This window comes from Chitinophaga pinensis (genome assembly GCF_007896845.1).
Classification (GTDB): domain Bacteria; phylum Bacteroidota; class Bacteroidia; order Chitinophagales; family Chitinophagaceae; genus Chitinophaga; species Chitinophaga pinensis_C.
Window position 1 is genome coordinate 262827 of record NZ_VOHS01000003.1, and the last position, 23127, is coordinate 285953.

17 protein-coding genes are annotated in these 23127 nt (G+C 44.3%); 9 read left to right on the forward strand and 8 right to left on the reverse strand.

Annotated features, from left to right (window positions below; translation table 11 throughout):
• Window positions 1-44: 44 nt before the first annotated feature.
• Window positions 45-1970, reverse strand: a complete 1926-nt coding sequence (gene dxs / locus FEF09_RS04560; RefSeq protein ID WP_146304012.1) for a 1-deoxy-D-xylulose-5-phosphate synthase — start codon at window positions 1968-1970, stop codon at window positions 45-47.
• A 184-nt stretch (window positions 1971-2154) separates the two neighbouring features.
• Between dxs and FEF09_RS04565 the strand changes: the two genes are divergently transcribed.
• Both FEF09_RS04565 and FEF09_RS04570 read left to right on the forward strand, forming a co-directional pair.
• Complete coding sequence (locus tag FEF09_RS04565) at window positions 2155-3195, forward strand: sensor histidine kinase (protein ID WP_146304013.1); 1041 nt, start codon at window positions 2155-2157, stop codon at window positions 3193-3195.
• A 37-nt stretch (window positions 3196-3232) separates the two neighbouring features.
• Window positions 3233-3961 carry a LytR/AlgR family response regulator transcription factor gene (locus FEF09_RS04570; protein WP_012788049.1) on the forward strand — a complete coding sequence of 243 codons (729 nt, stop codon included), beginning with the start codon at window positions 3233-3235 and terminating at the stop codon, window positions 3959-3961.
• 80 nt (window positions 3962-4041) lie between these two features.
• Here the strand turns inward: FEF09_RS04570 and FEF09_RS04575 are convergent, their stop codons facing one another.
• The gene (locus FEF09_RS04575; protein ID WP_146304014.1) at window positions 4042-4800 is read right to left on the reverse strand and encodes a geranylgeranylglyceryl/heptaprenylglyceryl phosphate synthase; all 759 of its coding nucleotides are present in this window, start codon (window positions 4798-4800) and stop codon (window positions 4042-4044) included.
• Between the two features lie 1090 nt (window positions 4801-5890).
• Here FEF09_RS04575 and FEF09_RS04580 point away from each other — a divergent pair.
• On the forward strand, window positions 5891-6469 hold the full coding sequence (locus tag FEF09_RS04580) for a hypothetical protein (protein WP_146304015.1): 579 nt from the start codon (window positions 5891-5893) through the stop codon (window positions 6467-6469).
• An 18-nt stretch (window positions 6470-6487) separates the two neighbouring features.
• A complete protein-coding gene (locus FEF09_RS04585) occupies window positions 6488-6967 on the forward strand; it encodes a YcxB family protein (RefSeq protein ID WP_146304016.1) in 480 nt (159 codons plus the stop codon).
• A 342-nt stretch (window positions 6968-7309) separates the two neighbouring features.
• On the opposite strand, the gene FEF09_RS04590 is transcribed toward FEF09_RS04585, so the two are convergent.
• The 3 genes from FEF09_RS04590 to prs all read right to left on the reverse strand — a co-directional run bounded on the left by FEF09_RS04590 (window position 7310) and on the right by prs (window position 13835).
• Window positions 7310-8770 (reverse strand): SusD/RagB family nutrient-binding outer membrane lipoprotein, encoded by a 1461-nt coding sequence (locus tag FEF09_RS04590; protein WP_146304017.1) that lies wholly within the window; start codon window positions 8768-8770, stop codon window positions 7310-7312.
• An 11-nt stretch (window positions 8771-8781) separates the two neighbouring features.
• Window positions 8782-12486, reverse strand: coding sequence for a SusC/RagA family TonB-linked outer membrane protein (locus tag FEF09_RS04595; RefSeq protein WP_146304018.1), 3705 nt, complete (start codon window positions 12484-12486; stop codon window positions 8782-8784).
• Between the two features lie 431 nt (window positions 12487-12917).
• Window positions 12918-13835 (reverse strand): ribose-phosphate diphosphokinase, encoded by a 918-nt coding sequence (gene prs / locus FEF09_RS04600; protein ID WP_146304019.1) that lies wholly within the window; start codon window positions 13833-13835, stop codon window positions 12918-12920.
• 220 nt (window positions 13836-14055) lie between these two features.
• On the opposite strand from prs, the gene FEF09_RS04605 reads away from it, so the two are divergent.
• Window positions 14056-14361 carry a carboxypeptidase-like regulatory domain-containing protein gene (locus FEF09_RS04605; protein WP_146304020.1) on the forward strand — a complete coding sequence of 102 codons (306 nt, stop codon included), beginning with the start codon at window positions 14056-14058 and terminating at the stop codon, window positions 14359-14361.
• Window positions 14340-14816 carry a hypothetical protein gene (locus FEF09_RS04610; protein ID WP_146304021.1) on the forward strand — a complete coding sequence of 159 codons (477 nt, stop codon included), beginning with the start codon at window positions 14340-14342 and terminating at the stop codon, window positions 14814-14816. Before FEF09_RS04605 ends, FEF09_RS04610 begins: the two co-directional genes overlap by 22 nt.
• A gap of 129 nt (window positions 14817-14945) precedes the next feature.
• Here the strand turns inward: FEF09_RS04610 and FEF09_RS04615 are convergent, their stop codons facing one another.
• The 3 genes from FEF09_RS04615 to FEF09_RS04625 are packed head-to-tail and all read right to left on the reverse strand — an operon-like array spanning window position 14946 to window position 20499.
• The gene (locus FEF09_RS04615) at window positions 14946-16259 is read right to left on the reverse strand and encodes a TolC family protein (RefSeq protein WP_146304022.1); all 1314 of its coding nucleotides are present in this window, start codon (window positions 16257-16259) and stop codon (window positions 14946-14948) included.
• A gap of 15 nt (window positions 16260-16274) precedes the next feature.
• Window positions 16275-19385, reverse strand: a complete 3111-nt coding sequence (locus FEF09_RS04620) for an efflux RND transporter permease subunit (RefSeq protein ID WP_146304023.1) — start codon at window positions 19383-19385, stop codon at window positions 16275-16277.
• Window positions 19386-19410: 25 nt separating this feature from the next.
• On the reverse strand, window positions 19411-20499 hold the full coding sequence (locus FEF09_RS04625) for an efflux RND transporter periplasmic adaptor subunit (RefSeq protein ID WP_146304024.1): 1089 nt from the start codon (window positions 20497-20499) through the stop codon (window positions 19411-19413).
• A gap of 381 nt (window positions 20500-20880) precedes the next feature.
• On the opposite strand from FEF09_RS04625, the gene FEF09_RS04630 reads away from it, so the two are divergent.
• The 3 genes from FEF09_RS04630 to rnc all read left to right on the forward strand — a co-directional run bounded on the left by FEF09_RS04630 (window position 20881) and on the right by rnc (window position 23122).
• Window positions 20881-21117 (forward strand): acyl carrier protein, encoded by a 237-nt coding sequence (locus FEF09_RS04630; RefSeq protein WP_012788038.1) that lies wholly within the window; start codon window positions 20881-20883, stop codon window positions 21115-21117.
• Window positions 21118-21141: 24 nt separating this feature from the next.
• Window positions 21142-22395, forward strand: coding sequence for a beta-ketoacyl-ACP synthase II (gene fabF, locus FEF09_RS04635; protein ID WP_089812352.1), 1254 nt, complete (start codon window positions 21142-21144; stop codon window positions 22393-22395).
• Window positions 22396-22471: 76 nt separating this feature from the next.
• Window positions 22472-23122 carry a ribonuclease III gene (rnc, locus tag FEF09_RS04640; RefSeq protein ID WP_261387329.1) on the forward strand — a complete coding sequence of 217 codons (651 nt, stop codon included), beginning with the start codon at window positions 22472-22474 and terminating at the stop codon, window positions 23120-23122.
• Window positions 23123-23127 lie beyond the last annotated feature (5 nt).

Here is a 23127-nt window from a genome sequence, read left to right on the forward strand (position 1 = left end):
ATAACCGGTGGCTTTCTTGTTATTTTGCTGTTTCAGCCTTTTTATCAGGCAGTAACAGTGATCTTTTCTTTCAGCATAGCACGTGCGGCAGCAGCGATGCCAGTCGCATCATAGCCACATTCGCGGTGCAGTTCTTCTGGTTTACCATGTTCAACGATACGGTCAGGAATACCCAGCAGACGTACATCCGCTTTATATCCGTGTGCTGCCATGAATTCCAGTACGGCGCTACCAAAGCCACCTGTTACAGCAGCGTCTTCTACAGTGATGATCTTGTCAAACTGACTGAATATTTCGTGCAGCATCGCTTCATCCAGTGGTTTTACAAAACGCATATCGTAGTGCGCTGGTTGCAGACCGTCTGTCAGCAGTTCCTTGCAGGCTTCAGTTACAAAATTACCGGGATGACCGAGGGAAAGGATCGCAATATCTTTACCGTTACGCACTTTACGGCCGGTACCAACTTTGATCTCTTTGAATGGCTGTTTCCAGTCAGGCATAACACCTTGTCCTCTTGGATAACGAATCACAAAAGGATATTCCTGAGCAGGCAGCTGGGAAGTATACATCAGGTTGCGCAGTTCCTCTTCGTTCATTGGAGAACTGATGATTACGTTTGGTACGCAACGCATGAAAGCGATATCATAAGCGCCATGGTGTGTAGGTCCATCCTCTCCTACCAGACCGGCACGGTCCAGACAGAAGGTAACCGGCAGTTTCTGGATAGCCACATCATGTAAAGCCTGATCATAGGCACGCTGCATGAAGGAAGAGTAGATGTTACAGAATACGCGCATACCCTGCGTTGCCAGACCGGCAGAAAGGGTAACGGCATGTTGCTCACAGATACCAACGTCGAAGGCGCGATCCGGCATTTTTTCCATCATGAATTTCAGCGAAGAACCGGAAGGCATCGCGGGAGTGATACCCATGATGTGCTTGTTTTGTTCTGCCAGTTCGATGATCGTATGACCAAATACGTCCTGATATTTCGGCGGCTGTGGTTTATCCACCGGTTTTTTAAAGATTTCGCCGGTGATCTTATCAAAGAGTCCCGGAGCGTGCCAGGTGGTCTGGTCTTTCTCCGCCAGTGCATAGCCCTTACCTTTGGTGGTAACGATATGCAGCAGTTTTGGCCCGGGAATGTCTTTCAGGTCCTGCAGGGTATCTACCAGTTTCACGATATTATGACCATCGATCGGGCCGAAATAACGGAGTTTCAGTGATTCAAACAGGTTGCTGGAGCTGGAAACAACACCTTTCAGACCTGCTTCCAGTTTGGAAGCCATGTCGCGGGTGAAGCGTTTACCAACCGGGAGTTTACCCAGCAGGTTCCATACATCGTCGCGCAGTTTATTATAAGTAGGAGAAGTCGTAATGTCGGTCAGGTATTCTTTCAGGGCACCTACATTCGGGTCAATAGACATACAGTTGTCATTGAGAATGATCAGCACATTAGCATTGGCCACACCTGCATGATTGAGTGCCTCAAATGCCATACCTGCTGTCATGGCGCCATCACCGATTACAGCGATATGCTGACGATCGGTTTCCCCTTTATATTTGGAAGCCATCGCCATACCCAGAGCCGCTGAGATGGAGGTAGAGGAGTGACCCACACCAAAGGTGTCGTACTCGCTTTCGTCCCTTTTCGGGAAACCACTGATACCGTGATATTTTCTGTTGGTATGGAAAACGTCTCTTCTGCCGGTCAGGATCTTGTGACCATATGCCTGGTGACCTACGTCCCATACCAGCTGGTCATAAGGGGTGTTAAAAACATAGTGTAGTGCGACAGACAGCTCCACCACTCCGAGGCTTGCTGCAAAGTGGCCACCGTGCACACTGACAACATCAATAATGAACTGGCGGAGTTCTTCACTTACTTCGTGCAGTTGCTCTTTACTGAGATTCCGCAGATCAGCAGGGGTTTCGATCTTGCCCAAAAGAGGGCCCGGCGTAATATTCATACTTCTTGATGCAGGATTTAAGTAAGCAAAAGTACAAATTCTGTGCTAATGTACAGTGATTCCATACATCAGCACATTTCGACATTCTGCAATGCAAGGTCCCCACTCATAACATTTAGCCCCGGACGGGCTAAGCACATCGGTATTTTTGAAATGTAGCAGTAGTTTACTAATTTTCAGATAGATGTTTAAACGAATATCAAGATATTGGTGGTGTCAGATCCTTGGCTGGACGGCTTATTCAGTAGTTAATCTGTTTTTTGCCTATTCCTTTGCCGGTTCATTCGGATCTTACTTCCTGGTAAACCTGCTGGTCATTATGTTTTTTGGCATGCTGGCCACACATCTGCTGCGAAGCATCATCAAGCGTCTGAACTGGTTCCAGTATAGCTTTGAGAGCCAGATGCTGCTTTTTTTCGCATTGACGGTGAGTTCCGGGGTGATAATTTATGTAGGGAATACCATTGCTGGTAATCTTTACAGGTATTCGTGGCAACAAAGAGAGCTGACAGACCAGACAACACTGACCTTTTTGTTACCGATCTTCCTGATTACCTCCATCTGGTGGCTGATTTACTTTGTATGGCATTATATAGAACGCAGCAGGAACAGTCAGGTAGACAAACTGAAACTGGAAAGTACGGTGAAGGAGCTGGAACTGAAAACGATCAAATCCCAGCTGAATCCACATTTTATATTCAATGCGTTGAACAGTATCAGGGCACTCGTAGATGAGAATCCACAGAGGGCCAGAACGGCCATTACGGAACTTTCTAACATCCTGAGAAGTTCCATGCAGGTGGAAAAAGCAGAAACTGTGAATCTGGAAAACGAGTTGGATATAGTAAAAGATTACCTTGCACTGGAGAATATCAGATTTGAAGAACGCCTGCGGGTGCAATATGATATTGATCCTGAAACACTCGAGTTGCCTATTCCCCCTATGATGCTGCAGACCCTGGTAGAAAACGCCATTAAACATGGTATTTCCCGGACAGTCAGTGGCGGAACAGTGATAATAGGGTCTCATGTAAGGGACACGCACCACGAAATTACTATTGAAAATACGGGACAGATCGGAGGAGCTGCAACCACCGGACATGGTTTTGGACTCCAGAGTACCAGACAGCGGTTGAGCCTGTTGTACGGAAATAAGGCATCATTTAACATTTATAATAAAAATGAGGAAACGGTGGAAGCCATAGTGCTTATGCCGTTGTTCTGATTATTGTATTTCGCGCCAAGTTTAAAAGTAGTTGCTCATGAAAAAAGCATTGATAATCGATGACGAACGCCTGGCCAGAAGCGAGCTGAAGAAATTACTGGCTGACCACCCTGAGATAGTCATTGTGGGAGAAGCCGTAAATGCAAAGGACGGACTGGAAAAAATTGAAACGCTGCATCCTGACCTGCTTTTCCTGGATATACAAATGCCGGATAAGACGGGCTTTGATTTGCTGGCCGAATTGGAAAAAGCACCACAGGTGATCTTTACCACCGCTTATGATGAGCATGCGCTGAAAGCATTTGAGTATAATGCGCTGGATTACCTGCTGAAACCTGTTGAGCCGAAAAGGCTGGCAGACGCTATTCACAAACTGCATCAACAGGAAGAAAAGGAAAGACAGGCAGAAGCCGGTACGATCCGGACGATCCTTTCTGAGAATGATCAGGTATTTGTAAAGGACGGCGACCGCTGCTGGTTTGTAAAACTGCAGGAAATACGCCTTTTTGAGAGCGTAGGTAACTATGCAAGGGTGTATTTTGAAGGTAATAAACCATTGATCCTGAAGTCATTGAATGCGTTGGAAGAGCGTTTGGACGAACGTACGTTCTTCAGAGCTAACAGAAAGCACATCGTGAATCTGCGGATGATAGAGAAAATAGATACCTATTTCAATGGTGGCCTGCTACTGGAAATGCGTGGTGGAGAGAAAATAGAGGTGAGTCGCAGACAGGCGGTTAAGTTCAAGGAAATGATGAGTCTCTAAAGCCAGATAAGCTTAAAAAGCGAAACGCTGATTACCGTATTCTCTACGATGATCAGCGTTTCGCTTTTTAAAAAAATTTATTATTTCAACACAGGAGCAGCTGCGTGCACTGCGTCGGCCATTTCTTTGATGAGTGAAGTTTCCTTCTCAATAGCATTACCTACTACGATGATATCGGCACCTGCTTTACAGTTCAGGTAAGCCTTTTCTGCATCACGGATACCCCCGCCAACGATAATCGGAGCTGATACCTGACTGGCTACACGGGAAATCATACTTTCCGTGATCGGCTTCCGGGCACCGCTGCCGGCGTCCATAAATACTACTTTCATGCCCAGCATTTCGCCTGCCATAGCTGTACACATGGCAATGTCGTCTTTATCTGAAGGAATGGGAGTGGTATTACTAATGTAAGATACAGTAGTCGGCGCGCCGCCGTCAATTAAGACATAACCGGTAGAAATAACCTCCAGGCCGCTCTTTTTAACAGCAGGAGCAGATAGTACATGTTGCCCTATCAGCAATTCGGGGTTACGTCCTGATATAACAGACAGGTAAAGCAATGCGTCGGCATAACGGGAGACCTGAGAGGGGCTGCCAGGAAATAACACTACAGGAATATCACAGAGTGTTTTGAACTGTTGTACGCATTCATCGAGGTGGTTGGTGATCACAAGACTACCGCCAAGGAATATATAATCCACCTTAGCTGCTGTACATTTCGCCGCAAGGTCTGCTATGTCAGCAGGAGTTACCTTATCCGGATCAATCAGTACTGCGAACGACTTTATGCCCTTCGCTTTCCTATCGATAAAAGAATTGTATATTTTATTGTGCATTAAAATAGCATTGTTCCGGTTGTCGCAAATGTATAAATTTTTCGGTAATAAGCCACATTGTTAAATGAATATGCATATTATTCATTTTCTATTCGACCAAATTCCCATCCAGTAAGGGTTCTGTCCGTTTATAGAGCAATCTTCAGGCCATATATTCGTTCTAAAGAAATGGAAATAAAAAGATTAAAACACTATCATATCAAATAAAAATATACTTTTTTAACCTTCCGGTCAAGTACTTAAATGAGCGGATCCCCGATGTCACGGAAACTGGTAAGACGATAATTCTACATACAATCTACATACAAAAAGACTCTTTGGTGGACAGGCCCATCAATAAGTTCTGAGCGGTTTGTTAACGAATTTAGCAAAAAAGTATGAATAAGCGGAAATCAATACTGTTAAGGGATTGAGGCATTGTGAGATTGCTGCCTTTGTTAATGATTTGTTATTGTGGCTTTAAAATTTCAAAGAAAAATAACATGCCCTTACATTTGTATTCAAATAGGGTTTTCATAGGATAGTAACAAATTGAGGGCGCCTTTCCAGGTGCCCTTACTATTTTTACTCAGTGCCGTTCTCACGGTTTTTGTTCCTTAAATGTTAATTTCTCCCGTTATCTACCCGTTTTAGCATACACACGATCGGTTTTTTCACACAGTTTTACAGTTGGCTTTATTATTTCATCAACGTGTACCCTTGTCATGCTTTCAGGGTCATTTTAGTTTTATTTATATATATCCGTAAAAAGTCTTGTTTCGGATTTTTAACAATCCTTTATGTTTTTTACCAGCTTTGCAAAAATGCCGTTGGTAAATTGAAGAATTTCAAATATTTATGGTCACATCTATCTTGCAATAAATATTTATTATATTTGTTATTGTATTAATTTTATTATGGTTACTGTCCTATGAAGAACCAATTATTTCCTACAGGCGTGAATCATCATGCAATGTAAAATGACTCTCGAAAGCAATGGTTTATCCATTGCTTTTGTTTTTTGACCCCTTATCCCTCCCTTCCGCCGGACAATTAGTTTGGGATTTATAATTTGGATTTTGTATTTTTAGTCTTACAAATTTTTTACACTATGAAGAAGCTGTTGTTCCTGCTGTTGGTTTCCGTTGCCTCAGCAGCATCAGCAAGCGCAAATAGCGAAAAATGGAAGGACGAGGATAAAACCAAAGCCGGTAAAGAGAAAGAGAAGGAGAAAGACAAAGAGAAAGAAGGCGATAAGACCGGAAATAAGAATGCTAATTGCGACGAGAAGACGGTAACTGTAACCAAAGTAACCCGCCCGGCCAGGGTGGAAGAATACGTGTGGATGTTACCTAAGGATCAGGATGGTGATAAAATGTATGAGGAGGAGCTCAAAAAAGGTATCCTTGATCTGTATAAATGGTACCTGCAGAACGAATCCCGGATCAATAACAATGAATTGTCCAAACTGACCGGCAATGAGCTGGCCTTTCCTTTCAAAGTCGATCCGAAAACCTTGCAGCAGTATTTTCAGTTCGTAAAGAATAATTTTCCGGGTTTAAGTGAGGATGACCTCTCCGACGGTTCCTCCACTACTGTTAAAAAACCTGTTGCCAACCGTAAAAAATACGCACCTGTCAGCCGTAGAGATGATATGGAGAGTCAGATGACACTCCCTGTTAATAAATAAAAAGTTTGCCTTGCCATAATGCATTTGGAGTTTAATTACAATAAGGAGGAGGTATTGAATGCATTACGCTATCATTTTTTGCAGCTGGGAGAAATAAAAGTATTCCGCAACACACTCTTCATCCTTTTGGCCTTTACACTGGCCGGATTTGCTTTCAAAATCGTCACAATAGGCGCCCTGATAGGGATTGTCTCCATGGTGGTACTCATCATTATGGTGTTCTGGTTCCTGTTGCCCGTATCCATCTATAATAAGGCCGCTACCTTTAAAGATGATATCCACCTGAAATATTCAGAAGAAGGTATCACCATCTCCACCCGTAATAGCGAACAACAACGCCTGCTCTCATGGAACACTTTTACCCGGGTCGTAGAAGCAAAAAACTTCTTCTTCCTCTATCGTGGTAAAAAGAACTTCTTCCTCGTACCTACCAGCGCATTTAAATCCGCTGACGCACATGAGGAATTCAGCCGTCTGGCAAATGATCATATCAATTAACTTTTACTGTTAAACATACCCCTCATAACAGAGACCCGGATACCTGTGTCCGGAAATGCCGCTATGTCAACAAATAAGCCCCTATATACCCCTTAATATCTCCCGCTGATCTTACGCCTTCCCTCCTGTTGTTCAATTCCGGAAACCGGGTTTTATCTCAGGTGGACTATTAATATGGTCTGACTATACTCTGACTATACTCATCCTACGTTAATGCTACCTTATAAACGTAGCACTAACGTAGGATGAGTATAGTCAGAGTATAGTCAGAGCTTCCTGTATACATGGAAAAAGCCCCGGCTTGTGGCCGGGGCTCAGGATTTATGAGGATAGTTGTGTTCCTTAGTGTATATCCCACCAGCTTTTACGGTTTTTAGTATCACCTCCGATTGCATCTGCTGCTTTCTGGTAAGATGCCGCATTTTGTGTACGCTCACCTAATGGATAGGTCAGACGGGATGGCACATACGGTACGTTCTGGTCCAGAGAACCGGAATAGGGTGCTATAAACAATGAATCCCCATTCGGTTTTTTAAAGTCAAGACGCAGGCGCTCAAACCATGCCTGAAATCCCTGTGGATACAATGCCAGCCATTTCTGGGTGCCGATCACATTTTTCCAGTCACCGGCATTATATGGAACAGATGCCACATATTCATCTACACCTGTTGTTATATCCCAGTACTCCATAGATGCACGGATACCTTTTTCATAAAGTGCAGGTGCCGCTTCTCCTACGTTCCAGGTTCTGGCCGCAGCTTCTGACAGTATAAATGCTACTTCCGGATATGTCATCAGGATACCCGGCATTGTAGCTGAATAAATTCTGGTACCCGGATAAGAATAATTGTCCGGAGACAGTCTGCCAGGATCATTGGCGCTTCTGCCATACTCAAGACCGTTGATCAGACCTGATCCTTTTGCTGGTCTTGCATATATTGGCAGACGAGGGTCATTAGTGCTCTTCATGTAGTTCACTAATGTGGTACTCACAAAGAAGTCAAGTACCTCCCTTTCTGAATCGTTCAACGGAAATTTGTTAGGAGCTGTGGACAGATATGCAAATTCTGCGTTATCTGCATTACTCTGCATAGCTGCTGCATAATTAGCCTCAATGATCGTTTTTGCCCTATCCGGCGCTACATCTGCAATACGGATCGCCAGTCGCAACATCAGTGAATGCGCCAGTGTTTTCCATTTTGTCACATCGCCATTATAAATCACATCACCTCCATCAAAAGTAGGTTGGGACGGATCAAGTGCAGTAATCTGTTTATTCAGTGTATCAATCAGAGAAGTGTAAATAGCCTGTTGATTGTCATAGGCAGGTGTAATATTATCACCTTCTTTTAATGCCTGTGAATAAGGAATATTTACATATGAATCTGTCAATACCTGATACAACCACACTTTAAGAATACCCGCAATGGCATTCTGGTTCTTAGCAGCTGGGTTATTACCCCGCTGGTTATTGATAGTTATTATTCTATCAAGACTGTGTAAGGATACATACAGCGAATTCCAGAAAGCTGTGTTGTTATTTTCATCAATCGCATACTGGCTGTCATTCACTCTTGAATTGGCAGACCAGTACTGTGCATAGTGGCTACCAATGTATCCATTCTGCAAAGTGCTATACATATAATCCATCGCATTTTTCTCAGCGCTGGTCAGCAGATACGCCGGCTCTGATTCTGTGGGTTTGGTCGGATCATGGTTGATCTCATCGAGGTCTTTACATCCTGCCATCATCACAAAGATGAATAATACCGGCCATGCGTATATTAAGAATCTTTTCAACATTGAACTCAGTTTTAGAATGATACATTCAGGTTAATACCATAAGAACGCAGTGATGGTAATGCACCACCTTCAATCCCCTGTATATTGGAGGAGGAGTTGATAATGTTCGAAGGGTCTACGTTTGGAGCGTTGGATTTGATCAGCCAAAGGTTACGTCCGTAGAGAGACAGTCTTGCTGACTGCGCACCTACTTTTTTAAACCATCCTTCCGGCAGATTATACCCCAGTTTTGCTTCACGCAGATAGATGTAGCTCGCATCATACAGATTTGCTCTGCTCAGGTTTTTACCTTCATTATTCTGGAAATAAGTAGCTGCATCCAGCACTACATCATTTGGTTTACCATCTTCAGTTACTCCATCCGCAATGATACCTTTCTCTCTTATACCATTTGCAGCAGTGATATCCAGTAAACCGGAACCTTTACCATACATATTGGTGTAGGAGAAGAAGTCGCCTCCATGCTGAAAGTCAACCAGTGCAGACAGATAGATACCTTTATAGGTAAAGCTGTTTGTCACACCGCCTACGAAGTCAGGATATGCGTTACCGATAGGAACAGGGTTGTCAGTAATTTTATACAGACCATCAGGCCCTACAATCTTACGTCCCTGTGCATCGTATACATAATCAGTTCCGAGCAGGGTACCCATTGGTTTGCCTACATAAGCTGCTACAGAGACTTTAGTAGTTCTGCGGTCTGTACCGATCAGCAATACAGGCAGTGAGCTATTGTATTGTGGAATATCCAGATTCAACAGTTTATTACGGTTACGTGCAATGTTGGCATTGATATCCCAGCGGAAGCCATTTTTCAGGCGGATCGGATTCAGATTCAATCCGATTTCCAAACCACGGTTTTGCACAGAACCACCATTTACGATAGTGCTGGTAAAGCCACTTGCAGAAGAAATAGGCAGCGGAATGATCTGATCTTTTGTGATCCTGTCATAGTAAGTAAAATCCAGTCCGATATGATCATCCAGGAATTTCAGGGAGATACCTGTTTCATATTCTCTGGTACGTTCTGGTTTCAGTGTCTGATTATATTTAATAGAAGTCAGCTGTGTAGCCGGAAAGTTACCGAATGGAGGAATGAACTGATAGGTATCATAAATCTGATATGGATCAGTATCACTGCCTACCTGTGCAATACTTGCACGCACCTTACCAAAGCTCAGCCATTTCCAGTCTTTCAGCAGATCTGAGAACACGAAGGAAGCAGATGCTGAAGGGTAGAAATATGGATTGTTTTCACTGGCGAGTGCAGAGCTCCAGTCAGCACGTCCGGTTAATTCGAGGAACAGATAGTTTCTATAACCGAGTGATGCAGTTGCAAAACCGGAGTTGATCTGTTTCTCGTAGAATTCATCAATAGGCTGTGCAGTCTGCAAAGAGTTGTTCAGATTATATACGCCCGGAATAATCAGACCACCTACGGTGCTGCCGCCGGTAGTCGTCCATTTACGGTGCATGATGTTGCCACCTAATACTGCATTCAGTTTAAAGTCTTTACCAAAGTCTTTATTGATATTGGCAGTTAACTGATAGTTCATCTCTCTGGATGTACGTACTCTTTTGATATAACCGCCGATCAGATAATCTTTCGCGCTTCTTTCCTCTTCAAGGGTATTATAATCATCCATGAATACACGACCACTGATAGTCAGCCATTTTGCAGCATCCCAATCAAGTCCGGCATTACCAAATAAACGGTTACGGCTATCAGTTTCATAGTCCATATAACGGTTCCAGTATGGACCATTACTGGAAGCTACAGCAGGGTCATCCCATGATTTACGATTCCACGTGATCTGTGATCCGTCGTCATACTGATATTTTTTCTGACGCTCCATATCCAGTTGACGTTGTCCGTACATGGTGAACTGCAATGTCGGGTTAGGGCCTGTGAAACCAGTACCCGGACGTGCATTTGCTTTTGTCGCACTGTAGTTGATGGAGGCCACACCTTTCAATCCTTTTGCTACATCATATCCCCCGTTGAATGAGAAATTATTACGGCGCATTTCTGCGTTTGGCAGGATAAAGTTTTGCGTCATATTACCATAAGACAATCTGAAATAACCTTTATCATTGTTACCAGCCATGGCAATATTGTTGGTGAGCGTGAACCCCGTTCTGTAGAAATCCCTCACGTTATTAGGATTCGCTGACCATGGCGCCGTTTTACCAAAGTCAGGATTACCTTTGTTCTTGTCCCATGACCAGTAGTGACGTACTTGACGACCATCTAATTTTGGTCCCCATGAAGCGTCATCATAATATCTGACAAGCAGGTCATAACGGCCCAGACCGTTATTGTCATCGTACGTTGCTGCACCTTCATTCAGGAATCCTTCGGGATGCTGGTTGTAGTAGAGTGTATCGAATTTACCACCGGTACCGCCACCATATTCGTTCTGATATTTAGGCAATACAGATACTTTATCTACCTGTGCATTGATGCTGTATGTAACGCCAATACCACCAGATGTTTCAGGGCGTTTTTTAGTAGTGATCAGCATCACACCATTAGCACCACGGCTACCATACAGAGATGTTGCCGCGGCTCCCTTCAGTATAGAAATATTGTCGATATCTTCAGGATTGATATCCTGCAGGGAGCTACCATAATCGTAACCACCACCACCATTGAGCTGGCCGCCCTGATTGGTGTTGTTATTGATAAATGGTGTTCCGTCTACTACAACAAATGCGTTGTTATCACCAAGGATCGATTTTACACCACGGATGGTGATCTTGGTAGAACCACCCATAGAACCCGTATTGCTATTGACTTGCAGACCAGGTACTTTACCTGTCAGTGCATTTACAAAGTTCACTTCTTTCGCTTCCTGTACAGCACTACCATTTACTTCTTCCACTGCATAACCTACAGCGCGTGTATTTTTTTGTATACCGAGTGCAGTCACGACAACTTCTTTCAACTCTTTCTTACCAGATGAGGCAGGAGCAAGATTCACTGCCAGTGGCTCTTTTGAGTCAAGCGGGATAGATTGTTCTGCGAATGTCGGAGCAGAAATTTTGATGGTATCTTTCAGAGAAGCCTTTATTGTAAAGCTGCCATCGGGCCCTGCTGCCACTCCCTGTTTTGTACTGAGGTTGACAACCTGCGCACCGGGAACCGGTGAGCCGCCTGCTTCTTTCACGCTACCTTTCAGGCTGAACTGACCAGCTTCCTGCTTCAATGTATTGGCATCAGCGGGTAAGATAAGTGCAGTATCGCTCTTTGGTTTTGCAGTAGTGTCTTTAGCTGCAGCAGTACGCGTACTGTCAGTACGGGACGCTGCGGATGAATCCTGCTTAGGCTTGCTGGTATCGGCATTTGGTGTGATCACAGCAGGAGATGCAGTAGCCGGAGCACTTGTATCTTTTGTCTGTTTGCCGGAAGTATCTTTCGCAGCAGAGTTTGGCGTGATCACTACAGGTGATGTAGCAGCCGGTTTTGCAGGCTCTTTTGTCTGCTTGCCAGACGTATCCTTTGCCGAAGACGAAGGTGTAATAACTACCGGACTGGTAGTGGGTTTTACAGTGGTATCTTTCTGTTGAAAGGCTGTAATTGCGGGCTGATATTTTCTTATCTCAGCGCTGGTCTCGTAAAAGGAGTGGTTAACGCTTGTGTTTGCCTTCGTGGGTTTTACGCTACAGAAAAAGGCAAAGCACAGCCACAACCAGTTGAGTACATGGCTTCTCATCTTATATAGTAAGATTTGGTTACAAATTTTTTTGAAGCAGGGGCAGCTGCTTCTATCTATATTGCTATGATAACTTCGATATCTTCTCTGCTAACTATAATACAACGCAACCGCCTTTCACAATGAGCCCGCAGCTGATTTATTTCTGATCTGAAAAGAAACAGCGCTCATTCATCTCGTCAGTTGGCAGTCCATACCCATGCCTGCATTGCGTAGGTATAGCCATCCGGCGTACATTGTACTTGTCTTTTTCTAGTTTGGATGAAATAGAGGATGCAACAGCCATTCATCAATTGTCCCTTCCCTGTATTATACGGCACGACATGCCAGGGCACGGCCTTCCGCTACAAGAGCAATCCCTTCTATTGCGCTGTATATCAAACACCTTGCCAATGGCATACTCTAAAAAGAGTGAGTGGTAATGAGTATTATTAGTTAAAGTAATCTGCGATAAGCTTATCTACAGATTTAATGGTGAGCATTTCATCATTAATAGTGAGTGCATTGGGGTGTGTATCAGTACATACTACTCTCTTGATAATACCGCTTTGTTTGATCTTATTAAAGCCATTTCCGGCAAAAATTCCGTGGGTGGTAATAACAGCTATCTCTGAAGCTCCTGCCTGTAAATAGGCTTCTGCTGCGTTTATAAGCGATCCTCCTGTGCGGATCATATCATCATATATGATAACAAGTTTATCCTGTACATCGGCACTGATAGCAGTGATATGAGTTTCTTCTCCGGAGAGACGTTTTTTAAATACGAATGCTGCTGATACATGAAGATCATTGGCCAGTGACTCCACCCATTTCGCACGGCCGGCATCTGTGCTGGCCAGCACAAAAGGTCTGTCGCCTGCTATTTCAAGTGCTGCTTCCTTTACAAGGTCTTTACCATAAAGATGTACAGGACGTATGCTATTCTCAAAGTAGTAAGTAATGCCATCCACATGCAGGTCCAGCATCAGTATTTTATTCCCCGATGTGGTGGGCGGAAGTGTTGAAAACAGAATCGCTCTGGTTTTTGCCTTCACAATCTCTCCCGATTTTACCGCTCTTTCCATCGTGGAATAACCGAAAAACGGAATGACAATATTAACTGCACAAGCGCCTTCCTGAATACAACCATGAGCAATATCAAAAAGTTCTAATGTTTCCTTATCATCGATTGTACCACCCAGCAATATCACTTCTTTATTTGTGACATTGGAATTGATGCGGTGATAATGTTCTCCATCAGGAAAATCCCGGATATCCAGTTTTCCTTCTTCCCATTCGGGAACAAGTGTCAATAATCTATCTTTCAGATACTGATAACGTTGAGTTGCAAACAAGATCCTGTGAGGCATAATCTTTGAAATAAGGATTAAAGATAATAATATAGTTTTTATATACAGATTATCAGGCCATATGAGGAGGAATTTATTGTCAATTCATAAGGAAGAGACTGTTTATTAGAAATAAAAATCCTAAGTTTATTGCTTGTTCCTACAACTGTGGGACTATATTCTGTCGATCGGGAACTATTTTTTAACTTTTCATTTGCGCTGGGAAAATTAATTTTGAGCGATGCCTAGACGATTTATACAACTTTCCGGTAGCATCGGAGCACTGTTTTTATACCTGTTATTCTTTCTGCAGCACGCCAGCGCGCAGGTCAGGGTATCGGGTATGGTAGCTGAAGCTGATAGCAGAACGGGCGTACCGGGAGTTACCATTATCAATAAAATTTCACGTTCGGGCGTTGTCAGCAACGAAAGCGGCCGTTTCGCCATAGATGCGATGCCAGGTGATACACTGGAATTCTCTATGTTGGGTTATTACAAAAAGATATTACAGTTCCTACTACATCCATGTTCATCAACGTCTACATGACCCGTCAGGTGATCGGACTGACTGAACATAAGGTAATAGGAAAGGATTATAAAAGGGATTCAATTGCCACACGTGAGGAATATGGTAAATATTTTAATTACCATAAACCGGGGGCTGTGGATGTACTCAAAACATTGCCTTCCAATCCGATAACTGCGCTGACTTATCTTGTGCCCAGTAAAACGCGTAAGCGTAAAGAGCACTTTCAGGAGCAGCTGGTATACTGGGAAAAAGAGAAATATATTGACGACAGATATAGCCCTGAGCTGGTAGAAAGAATGACAAAGCTGAGCGGAGATGAACTGGATACTTTTATGCTGCGTTACAGACCGGGTTATCAGTTCTTAAAAGAAGCTACTGACTATGATCTGATGTTGTTCATTAAGGAAAATTTCAAGCATTATCAGTTGGATAAATCGACGCCTCCACCGGCGAAAAAGCCTGACGAAGAATAACAAACAAGCTATTGATTGTATAAATGGAAAGAGGCTGTCCTCCATATGGCGGACAGCCTCTCTTTTTTGAGACGCCGGTCGTTTTTATTCCGGCATCTTCGTTTTTATAGTGTTACGCATCCACTCTTTTTATTTCACCAGCATACCGTTTAATCTCAGTAGCTGTGTTTCCGCCAGCTTGATATTATATCGTGCATTGATCAGGCGGTTGTAAGCATCTTCTAAGCTTTGCTGTGCTTCTTTCATTTCTATCACCGTACTGACGCCTTGTCTGAAGCGTTCCATTGCTACCATCACATTTTCTCTCGCCAGCCCTAAGTTCTCGTCTTCCAGCGTTACTGCCGTTTTATAATATTCATAATCCTTAAAGGCGCTGATCAGAGAAAGATCAACCAGTGTACGGGTATTATCCAGTGCCAGCTGCTGATAATTCACATTCAGTCTCGCCGCATTTACCTGTCTTTTTACATTCAATCCGTTGAAGATGGGAATCGTTGCAGAAAAGCCATAGCTTACCACACCATTCTGGTTATATACCGGACTGAATGAGTTGGTGGCCGCATTCGAATTAACACGAGAGTAGTTATATGCTGAGTTGAAGTTGATAACAGGGAAATAATCACCTTTACTTTCTTTCAGCTGTAGTTGTGATACTGTCAGGTTCTGTTGTGCTACTTTGATACCGGTATTTTTCTCCAGTGCCTGTTGTCTTAATCCACCGTAAGAAAGATCCATATTCAACGGAATCGTATCCATCACATCATATTGCGTATTACCTGCTTCCAGTGCCATCAGCTGATTCAGAGTCGCCTTACTTTGTTCGATCAGGGTTTGCTGACGCAGATAGGAAGCCTTGAGCGCGTTGTAGTCTACCTTCGACTGCAACCAGTCTGTTTTAGGTCCCAGACCTGTCTGGAATTTAGCATCTGACAGCTTTACTCTTTCTTCTGATATAGATAACTGTTCTGAAAGATTACGTAACTGTTGTTTCTGTTGTACAACATTGTAATAACCCGCAATGACATTGGCGACAGTATTGATCACCTGATCTTTTACAGCCAGTTCACCGAGATCGCGCAGCGACTCCAGTTTCTGTCTTGTTGCAAACATTTTCAGACCGTCAAAAAGTGTCCATGCAAGACTCACGTTTGCACTTAAGGTACTGGCACGGATACCGGAGGTATCACGTTTGGTACCATTGGCAAATTCCTGTTTTGTTTGCGTAGCATTCCATACTTTATTCGCGGTTCCGTTCACACGTGGTGCAAAAGCGAGATTAGCATATGCATAATCATTCGCAGTGATGGCTGCATCATTTTTTGCGAGACGGATATCATAGTTGTTCTTCAATGCGACATCTATTGCCTGTTCCGGCGTCAGTATCTGCTGAGCATGTGCAGCAGTACAAAGCAGCAAAGAGAGATATAAAAGTGTTCGTTTCATGTAGTTGCTGATAATTTATGCATGCACAGTGGCTGTCTCCTCTTCTTCTTCATTTTTTCTTTCTGCCACAGGTTTTCTTCTGGACAGGAAAGTATACATCGCCGGAATTACGAATAAGGTAAGGATCAATGAGAATACGATACCACCCACTATCACGATACCCAGCGGGATACGGCTGGTAGCCGCAGCTCCGAGTGACATGGCGATTGGTAGTGCACCAAGGGCCATGGCAAGGCTGGTCATGAGGATAGGACGCAGACGCATCGCAGATGCTTCCACAGCTGCTTTGGCCTTAGACATACCTTCATCGCGTTTGTGGTTGGCAAATTCCACGATCAGGATACCATTCTTTGTAACAAGCCCTATCAGCATAATTACACCGATCTGGGAGAAGATGTTCCAGGTCTGACCAAATATCCACAACGACAGCAAAGCACCTGCGAAAGCCAGCGGTACTGTCAGCATGATGATAAACGGATCGACCCAGCTTTCAAACTGTGCGGCCAATACCAGATAAATCAGTACCAGTGCCAGTATCAGTGCGAACATGGTGTTGGATCCACTCTCTGCATAGTCACGGGATGAACCGGCCAATGCAGATACGTAGTTGTCATTCAGTACGCCCTGCTGTTTCAGTTTGTTATAGATATCATACATCGCATTGATACCATCTCCGATCGTTTTGCCGGGTGCAAGACTCGCGGAAACAGTAGCGGATTTATAACGGTTGAAGTGATAGATGATCGGCGGACTGGTCTCCTCATCGATCGTTACCACGTTGTCAAGCTGAATAGCTTCGCCACGACTGTTACGTACATAGATATTCTGCAGATCAGTTGGTTTATCACGTGCACCACGGAATACCTGTCCCATTACCTGATACTGCTTACCATTACGGATGAAATAACCGTAGCGCAGGTTACTCAGCGCGAGCTGTAATGTTTGTGAAATATCATCAACAGATACACCCAGTTCACTTGCTTTTGCACGGTTGATCTGGATACGGAGTTCTGGTTTGTTGAATTTCAGATCCACGTCAATAGCAGCAAAAGTCGGGTTGTTATTCGCTTCTTCAAGGAACTTAGGCAGTACAGATGAAAGACTGTCAAAGTTGATATGTTGTAATACGAATGACACCGGCAGACCGCCACGACGACCAACCTGTATGGTCTGTTGTTCGATCGCAAATACTTTACCTTCCGGGAAGCGGAACATGTTCTTGTTCACCATGTTTACAATCTCCTTCTGCGAACGATGACGCTCGTTAGGCTCAGTGAGTACAACGTTGGCAAAACCAGAGTTAACAGCGCCTCCGCCAAAGCCCGGAGAGGTCACTGAAATGAGGATCTTCTTCTCAGGGATCGAGTCTACCATGAACTGTGTGAGACGGTTCATATAGGTTTCCATATAGTCAAAAGACGTTCCTTCAGGAGCGCTGATGGACAGACGGAACTGGCTACGGTCTTCAATGGGTGCCAGTTCTGACTGGAGATTCTGAAAGATGAACCAGATCATTGCAAGACACGCCAATACGATCAGTGTTGCCATCCAGCGGATCTTCATAAATGCTTCCAGCGCACGCTCGTAACCAGATTCCATTCCGGTGAAGAATGGTTCTGTTTTCTCGTAGAACCACGAGTGCTTATGTGTTTTACGACCCAGTTTTACGTTGAGTACGGGTGTGAGCGTCAGAGATACGAATGCGGAGATCAATACAGCGCCTGCTACTACGATACCGAATTCCCGGAACAATCGTCCTACGAAACCCTGAAGGAATACGATCGGGAGGAATACGAATGCGAGTGTGATAGAGGTGGCGATTACCGCAAAGAAGATTTCTTCTGAACCTTCTTTGGCCGCTTTCATACGTGGCATGCCGGCTTCAATCTTTTTATAGATATTTTCAGTGACCACAATACCATCATCCACCACAAGCCCGGTAGCCAGTACGATAGCCAGCAATGTCAGGATGTTGATGGTAAACCCGCAGACATACATGATAAAGAATGCGGCGATGAGTGATACAGGTATATCCACTAATGGACGGAAGGCCATGAGCCAGTCACGGAAGAAGAGATAGATAATGATGATTACGAGACCGAGTGCGACGATCAGCGTTTCTTCCACCTCTTCGATGGACTTACGGATGAACTTAGTATTATCGATGGCGATATCAGTAGTGATATCGTCCGGCAGATCCTTCTTTAACTGTTCATAACGTTTATAGAATTCGTCTGTGATCGCTACATAGTTGGAACCTGGCTGTGGCGTGAGCGCTAATGCGATCATCGGTACGCCTGATTCTTTCAGGATGGTTTCTTCGTTTTCAGGTCCGAGTATAGCCTGACCGATATCACGGAAGTGGATCACATTTCCGTTTTCATTTTTGATGATCAGGTTATCAAAATCTTCTTCTGTATTCAGACGACCGAAAGTACGTACGGTCAGTTCGGTTGCGTTACCGGCAATCTTACCCGAAGGCAGTTCCACGTTCTCACGGGAGAGAGCGGCCTGTACATCATTTGGTGTAAGACTATAGGCGGAGAGACGGGCAGGGTCCATCCAGAGGCGCATGGCAAATTTCTTTTCACCAAGGATACGGATGGAGCTGACACCGGGAATGGTCTGCAATCTTTCGAGCAGGACGTTATTAGCATATTCGGTTACCTCGAGTTGATTACGGATGTTACTCTGTACTGTCATAGACAGGATATAATCAGAGTTGGCATCTTCTTTAGATACAACCGGAGGAGCATCGATATCGGGCGGCAGGCTGCGCAGTGCCTGTGATACTTTATCACGCACGTCATTAGCCGCAGCTTCGAGATCAATACTTAGTTCAAATTCAACGGTGATGTTGCTGGAACCCTGGCTGCTGCTGGAGGATATATTTTTGATACCCGCGATACCATTGATGGATTTCTCCAAAGGCTCGGTGATCTGGGTTTCGATAATATCGGAATTGGCGCCGGCGTAGGAGGTGCGCACGTTCACAATAGGCGGGTCAATAGCGGGGAAGTCCCTTACCCCCAGGAAATTGAATCCCACCAGCCCGAATATCACGATAATGATATTCATCACGATAGCAAATACGGGACGTTTAAGAGAGAGTGAAGGAAGGCTCATAATCTATAGCTTTAATTGTCCGGGCCTATTTAACGTCATTGTATTTTAATACCAGTCCTGGTTTGATCTGCATAATACCGCTGGTGATCACTGTGTCACCTACGTTGAGTCCGCTGGTGATCTGTACATTATCCGCATTACGAATGCCTGTTTCTACTATTACAAATTTCGCTTTTCCGCTGTCAGCGATAGCTACTTTTTTATCACGCGTACCAGGTATTACGGCCTGAGTAGGGATCATAATAGCGTCGGGCATATTTTTCAGTGAGATGAGTACCCGGGCAAAGGCGCCTGGCAGTAATTTGCCGGCGTTAGGAACGATCGCCCTGATCTTGATAGTACGGGTTGACAGGTCAATTTTCGGATCGATGGCATAGATGTTACCCTTATACGTTTGGTTATCGCCGGCTACTTTAAAGTCAACCATATCACCCTGACTGATGGCTGTGCGATACTTTTCCGGTACGGAGAAGTCAACTTTCAGGGGATCTATCTGCTGGAGGCTGGTAATTACTGTGGTAGGAGTTACGATAGCGCCGAGGCTGACATTTCTGAGGCCGAGACGACCGGAGAACGGAGCACGGAGTTCAGTTTTCTGTAACTGGGTACGTGTATATTCAATATCGGCACCATAGGCGCTCACCTGATTACGGGTAACGTCTACATCCTGACGGCTGATACCGTTAATTTTAAGGAGATTTTCCTGTCTTTCGAGTGTGGTTTTAGCCAGTTCACGTTGTAATTCCAGTTTCTGCAGCTGTGCTTTCAGGTCTTCATCATAGATTTTCACCAGCAGGGCTCCTTTAGTCACCTGGGTACCTTCTTTAAAGAAGAGGCCTGTAACACGACCGGTAATTTCTGCCTGTACCTGCACTTCTTCATTGCTTTGCAGGGTTCCGCTCGCTTCTATTGTTTCGTTCAGAGAGCTGGTCTTTACAACATAGTAATCTACGAGGAGGTTTTTGGGGCCTCCGCCGCCTTTAGCGTTTGATTTTTCAGGAGCGCTTTCCCCTTTTTTCCCTGGTGCATTCACTCTGTTAATGATAAAACCGACAATGACAGCAGCCACTATCAGGAATAAAACAGTTGTCAGGATCTTCTTATTGCCAGCCATGAGCTTGTATTGGTTTAATATAGACGGGATAAATCCGGGCAAATTTAATAAATGGGATTGCTGCGACGATGGCCGCAGTGTTAATTAAAGTTAATTGTGTTTTATCGGTATATAGATGGCAGATTAGGCTGTTGAGTGGCAATTTGTGATTATTGTGCTGTCAACTGCATATATATAGGTGTGTGTCTGTGCGACAGGGGCGGCTTTTGGGGAGGAAAATGACTTTTACCGGTTTAAATAATAGGGTACGGAATCCTTTATGGTAGGGCGTTTTGGGCGTATACAACTAAAGTATAGGGCGTAAAATTTGCATGCTTTCTTGTCAATTCAATAAAAATTATATTTTTGCACTCAAGTTTTAAACCAAAAACACTTAAAATTATGTCAGACATTGCATCAAGAGTTAAAAAGATCATCATTGACAAATTGGGCGTTGACGAAGCTGAGGTAACTCCTGAAGCCAGCTTTACCAACGACCTGGGCGCTGACTCTTTGGATACGGTAGAACTGATCATGGAATTCGAAAAAGAATTCAACATCTCCATTCCTGACGAACAAGCTGAAACTATTACTACTGTTGGCCAGGCAGTTGCCTACCTGGAAGAACATGTGAAATAATCCTACTTAATCAGATTTGTTTTAATGCAACCAAGACGAGTAGTCGTTACAGGTTTAGGCGCACTTACACCGCTCGGCAATTCCATATCCGACTTCTGGAAGGGATTGACGGACGGTGTATCCGGTGCCGGCCCTATTACACATTTTGATGCTGCCAAGTTCAAGACCCGTTTTGCTTGCGAACTGAAGAACTTTGACGCTACCAATTTTCTGGACAAAAAGGATGCACGCAAGATGGATCCTTTTACTCAGACCGCTGTAATTGCTGCCGACCAGGCAGTACAAGACGCCGGGATTAACCGCAATACTGTCAATATTGACAGAGTTGGGGTGATCTGGGCTTCCGGTATTGGTGGAATGATCAATTTCTGCCAGGAAATGAAAGAATTTGGCCAGGGTGATGGAACTCCCCGTTTCAGTCCTTTCCTGATTCCCCGGTTAATCCTTGATATTGCCGCTGGGCATATCTCCATACGTCACGGCTTCCGAGGTCCTAACTTCTCAGTTGTCTCTGCCTGCGCTTCTGCTACCAATGCTATTATTGAGGCTATGCTGTATATACAGTTTGGTAAGGCTGATGTGATGATCACCGGAGGGTCAGAAAACGTTATTAACGAAGCCTGTATAGGCGGTTTTAACGCGATGAAAGCCCTGTCTGAGAGAAATGATGACCCGGCAACCGCTTCCCGCCCCTTTGATCTTGACAGAGATGGTTTTGTCATGGGGGAAGGCGCTGGCGGACTGGTGTTAGAATCCTATGAACATGCGACGGCAAGAGGAGCCAAAATTTACGCTGAATTGGCCGGAGGCGGCGCTACTGCCGATGCCTATCACCTTACAGCACCACATCCGGAAGGACTTGGCGCAATGAATGTAATGCGGTTGGCTTTAGCAGAAGCGGGAATGCAACCCCATGATATTGATTATATTAATGTGCACGGAACGTCCACACCTCTGGGTGACATTGCGGAAGTAAAAGCTATCCAACAGGTTTTCGGGGAACATGCTTACAATCTGAACATCAGTTCCACGAAATCTATGACCGGGCACCTTTTAGGCGCTGCCGGAGCAATTGAGGCCATCGCTGCTATTATGTCTATAATACATGGTATTGTACCTCCTACCATCAATCATTTCATGAAAGATCCCGAACTGGATCCCAAATTAAATTTTACCTTTAACGTCGCACAACATAGAGAAATCAACGCTGCATTAAGTAATACTTTCGGTTTCGGAGGACATAATGCATCTGTTATTTTCAAAAAATTTGTTGCTTGATTGTGTGAAATTACTGCCAGGATTTTTATACCGATTTGTTCCTAAGAAAAGGAGCCTTTACAAGGACCTTTATAATTTGCTGGGATTTGCCCCGGGCAACTTCTCATTGTATGAAGTGGCGCTAAGCCATCGTTCCAGCAAAGAGAAGTTCCTCGAAAGCAACGAGCGCCTCGAATATCTGGGCGACGCAATCCTTGGCGCCATTATAGGAGACTACCTTTTTAAAAAGTATCCCTACAAAACGGAAGGATACCTGACCGAAATGCGGTCTAAAATCGTTAACCGTCAGCAGCTCAATGATATCGCTATCAAAATGGGCCTGCGCAAACTGACCATCTACGATAAATACAACAGCTTCCTGAAAATCAGCCAGATCTTTGGTAATACACTCGAAGCTCTCGTGGGCGCCGTGTACCTTGATAAAGGTTATAACAGGACAAAACAGTTTGTACACCAACGTCTGATCGTTCCCTACATTGACCTCGAACAGCTGGAAAATGTGGAAATGAACCATAAGAACAAACTGTACGGCTGGGCGAATAAACACGGCAAAACCCTTGAGTTTGACCTGTTGGAAGAACAAATGGATAACGGTCGTCGTATCTTCACTGTCGGTGCTGTCGTAGATGGTGAGCTGATCTGCAGTGGTAAGGCTTTCAATAAGAAAGATGCCAGCCAGATAGCTGCACAACAAGCTATAGAACTACTGGGCCTCGGCGAAAAATAATCACT

What these genes read in the sequence shown, in the direction of transcription:
- FEF09_RS04595 (WP_146304018.1), bottom strand. Translation starts at nt 12,486, where the DNA reads ATGAGAAGCCATGTACTCAACTGGTTGTGGCTGTGCTTTGCCTTTTTC.
- FEF09_RS04630 (WP_012788038.1), top strand. Translation starts at nt 20,881, where the DNA reads ATGTCAGACATTGCATCAAGAGTTAAAAAGATCATCATTGACAAATTG.
- dxs (WP_146304012.1), bottom strand. Translation starts at nt 1,970, where the DNA reads ATGAATATTACGCCGGGCCCTCTTTTGGGCAAGATCGAAACCCCTGCT.
- FEF09_RS04580 (WP_146304015.1), top strand. Translation starts at nt 5,891, where the DNA reads ATGAAGAAGCTGTTGTTCCTGCTGTTGGTTTCCGTTGCCTCAGCAGCA.
- FEF09_RS04565 (WP_146304013.1), top strand. Translation starts at nt 2,155, where the DNA reads ATGTTTAAACGAATATCAAGATATTGGTGGTGTCAGATCCTTGGCTGG.
- FEF09_RS04570 (WP_012788049.1), top strand. Translation starts at nt 3,233, where the DNA reads ATGAAAAAAGCATTGATAATCGATGACGAACGCCTGGCCAGAAGCGAG.
- fabF (WP_089812352.1), top strand. Translation starts at nt 21,142, where the DNA reads ATGCAACCAAGACGAGTAGTCGTTACAGGTTTAGGCGCACTTACACCG.
- FEF09_RS04590 (WP_146304017.1), bottom strand. Translation starts at nt 8,770, where the DNA reads ATGTTGAAAAGATTCTTAATATACGCATGGCCGGTATTATTCATCTTT.
- FEF09_RS04585 (WP_146304016.1), top strand. Translation starts at nt 6,488, where the DNA reads ATGCATTTGGAGTTTAATTACAATAAGGAGGAGGTATTGAATGCATTA.
- FEF09_RS04610 (WP_146304021.1), top strand. Translation starts at nt 14,340, where the DNA reads ATGTTCATCAACGTCTACATGACCCGTCAGGTGATCGGACTGACTGAA.
- FEF09_RS04575 (WP_146304014.1), bottom strand. Translation starts at nt 4,800, where the DNA reads ATGCACAATAAAATATACAATTCTTTTATCGATAGGAAAGCGAAGGGC.
- FEF09_RS04620 (WP_146304023.1), bottom strand. Translation starts at nt 19,385, where the DNA reads ATGAGCCTTCCTTCACTCTCTCTTAAACGTCCCGTATTTGCTATCGTG.
- FEF09_RS04615 (WP_146304022.1), bottom strand. Translation starts at nt 16,259, where the DNA reads ATGAAACGAACACTTTTATATCTCTCTTTGCTGCTTTGTACTGCTGCA.
- FEF09_RS04605 (WP_146304020.1), top strand. Translation starts at nt 14,056, where the DNA reads ATGCCTAGACGATTTATACAACTTTCCGGTAGCATCGGAGCACTGTTT.
- prs (WP_146304019.1), bottom strand. Translation starts at nt 13,835, where the DNA reads ATGCCTCACAGGATCTTGTTTGCAACTCAACGTTATCAGTATCTGAAA.
- FEF09_RS04625 (WP_146304024.1), bottom strand. Translation starts at nt 20,499, where the DNA reads ATGGCTGGCAATAAGAAGATCCTGACAACTGTTTTATTCCTGATAGTG.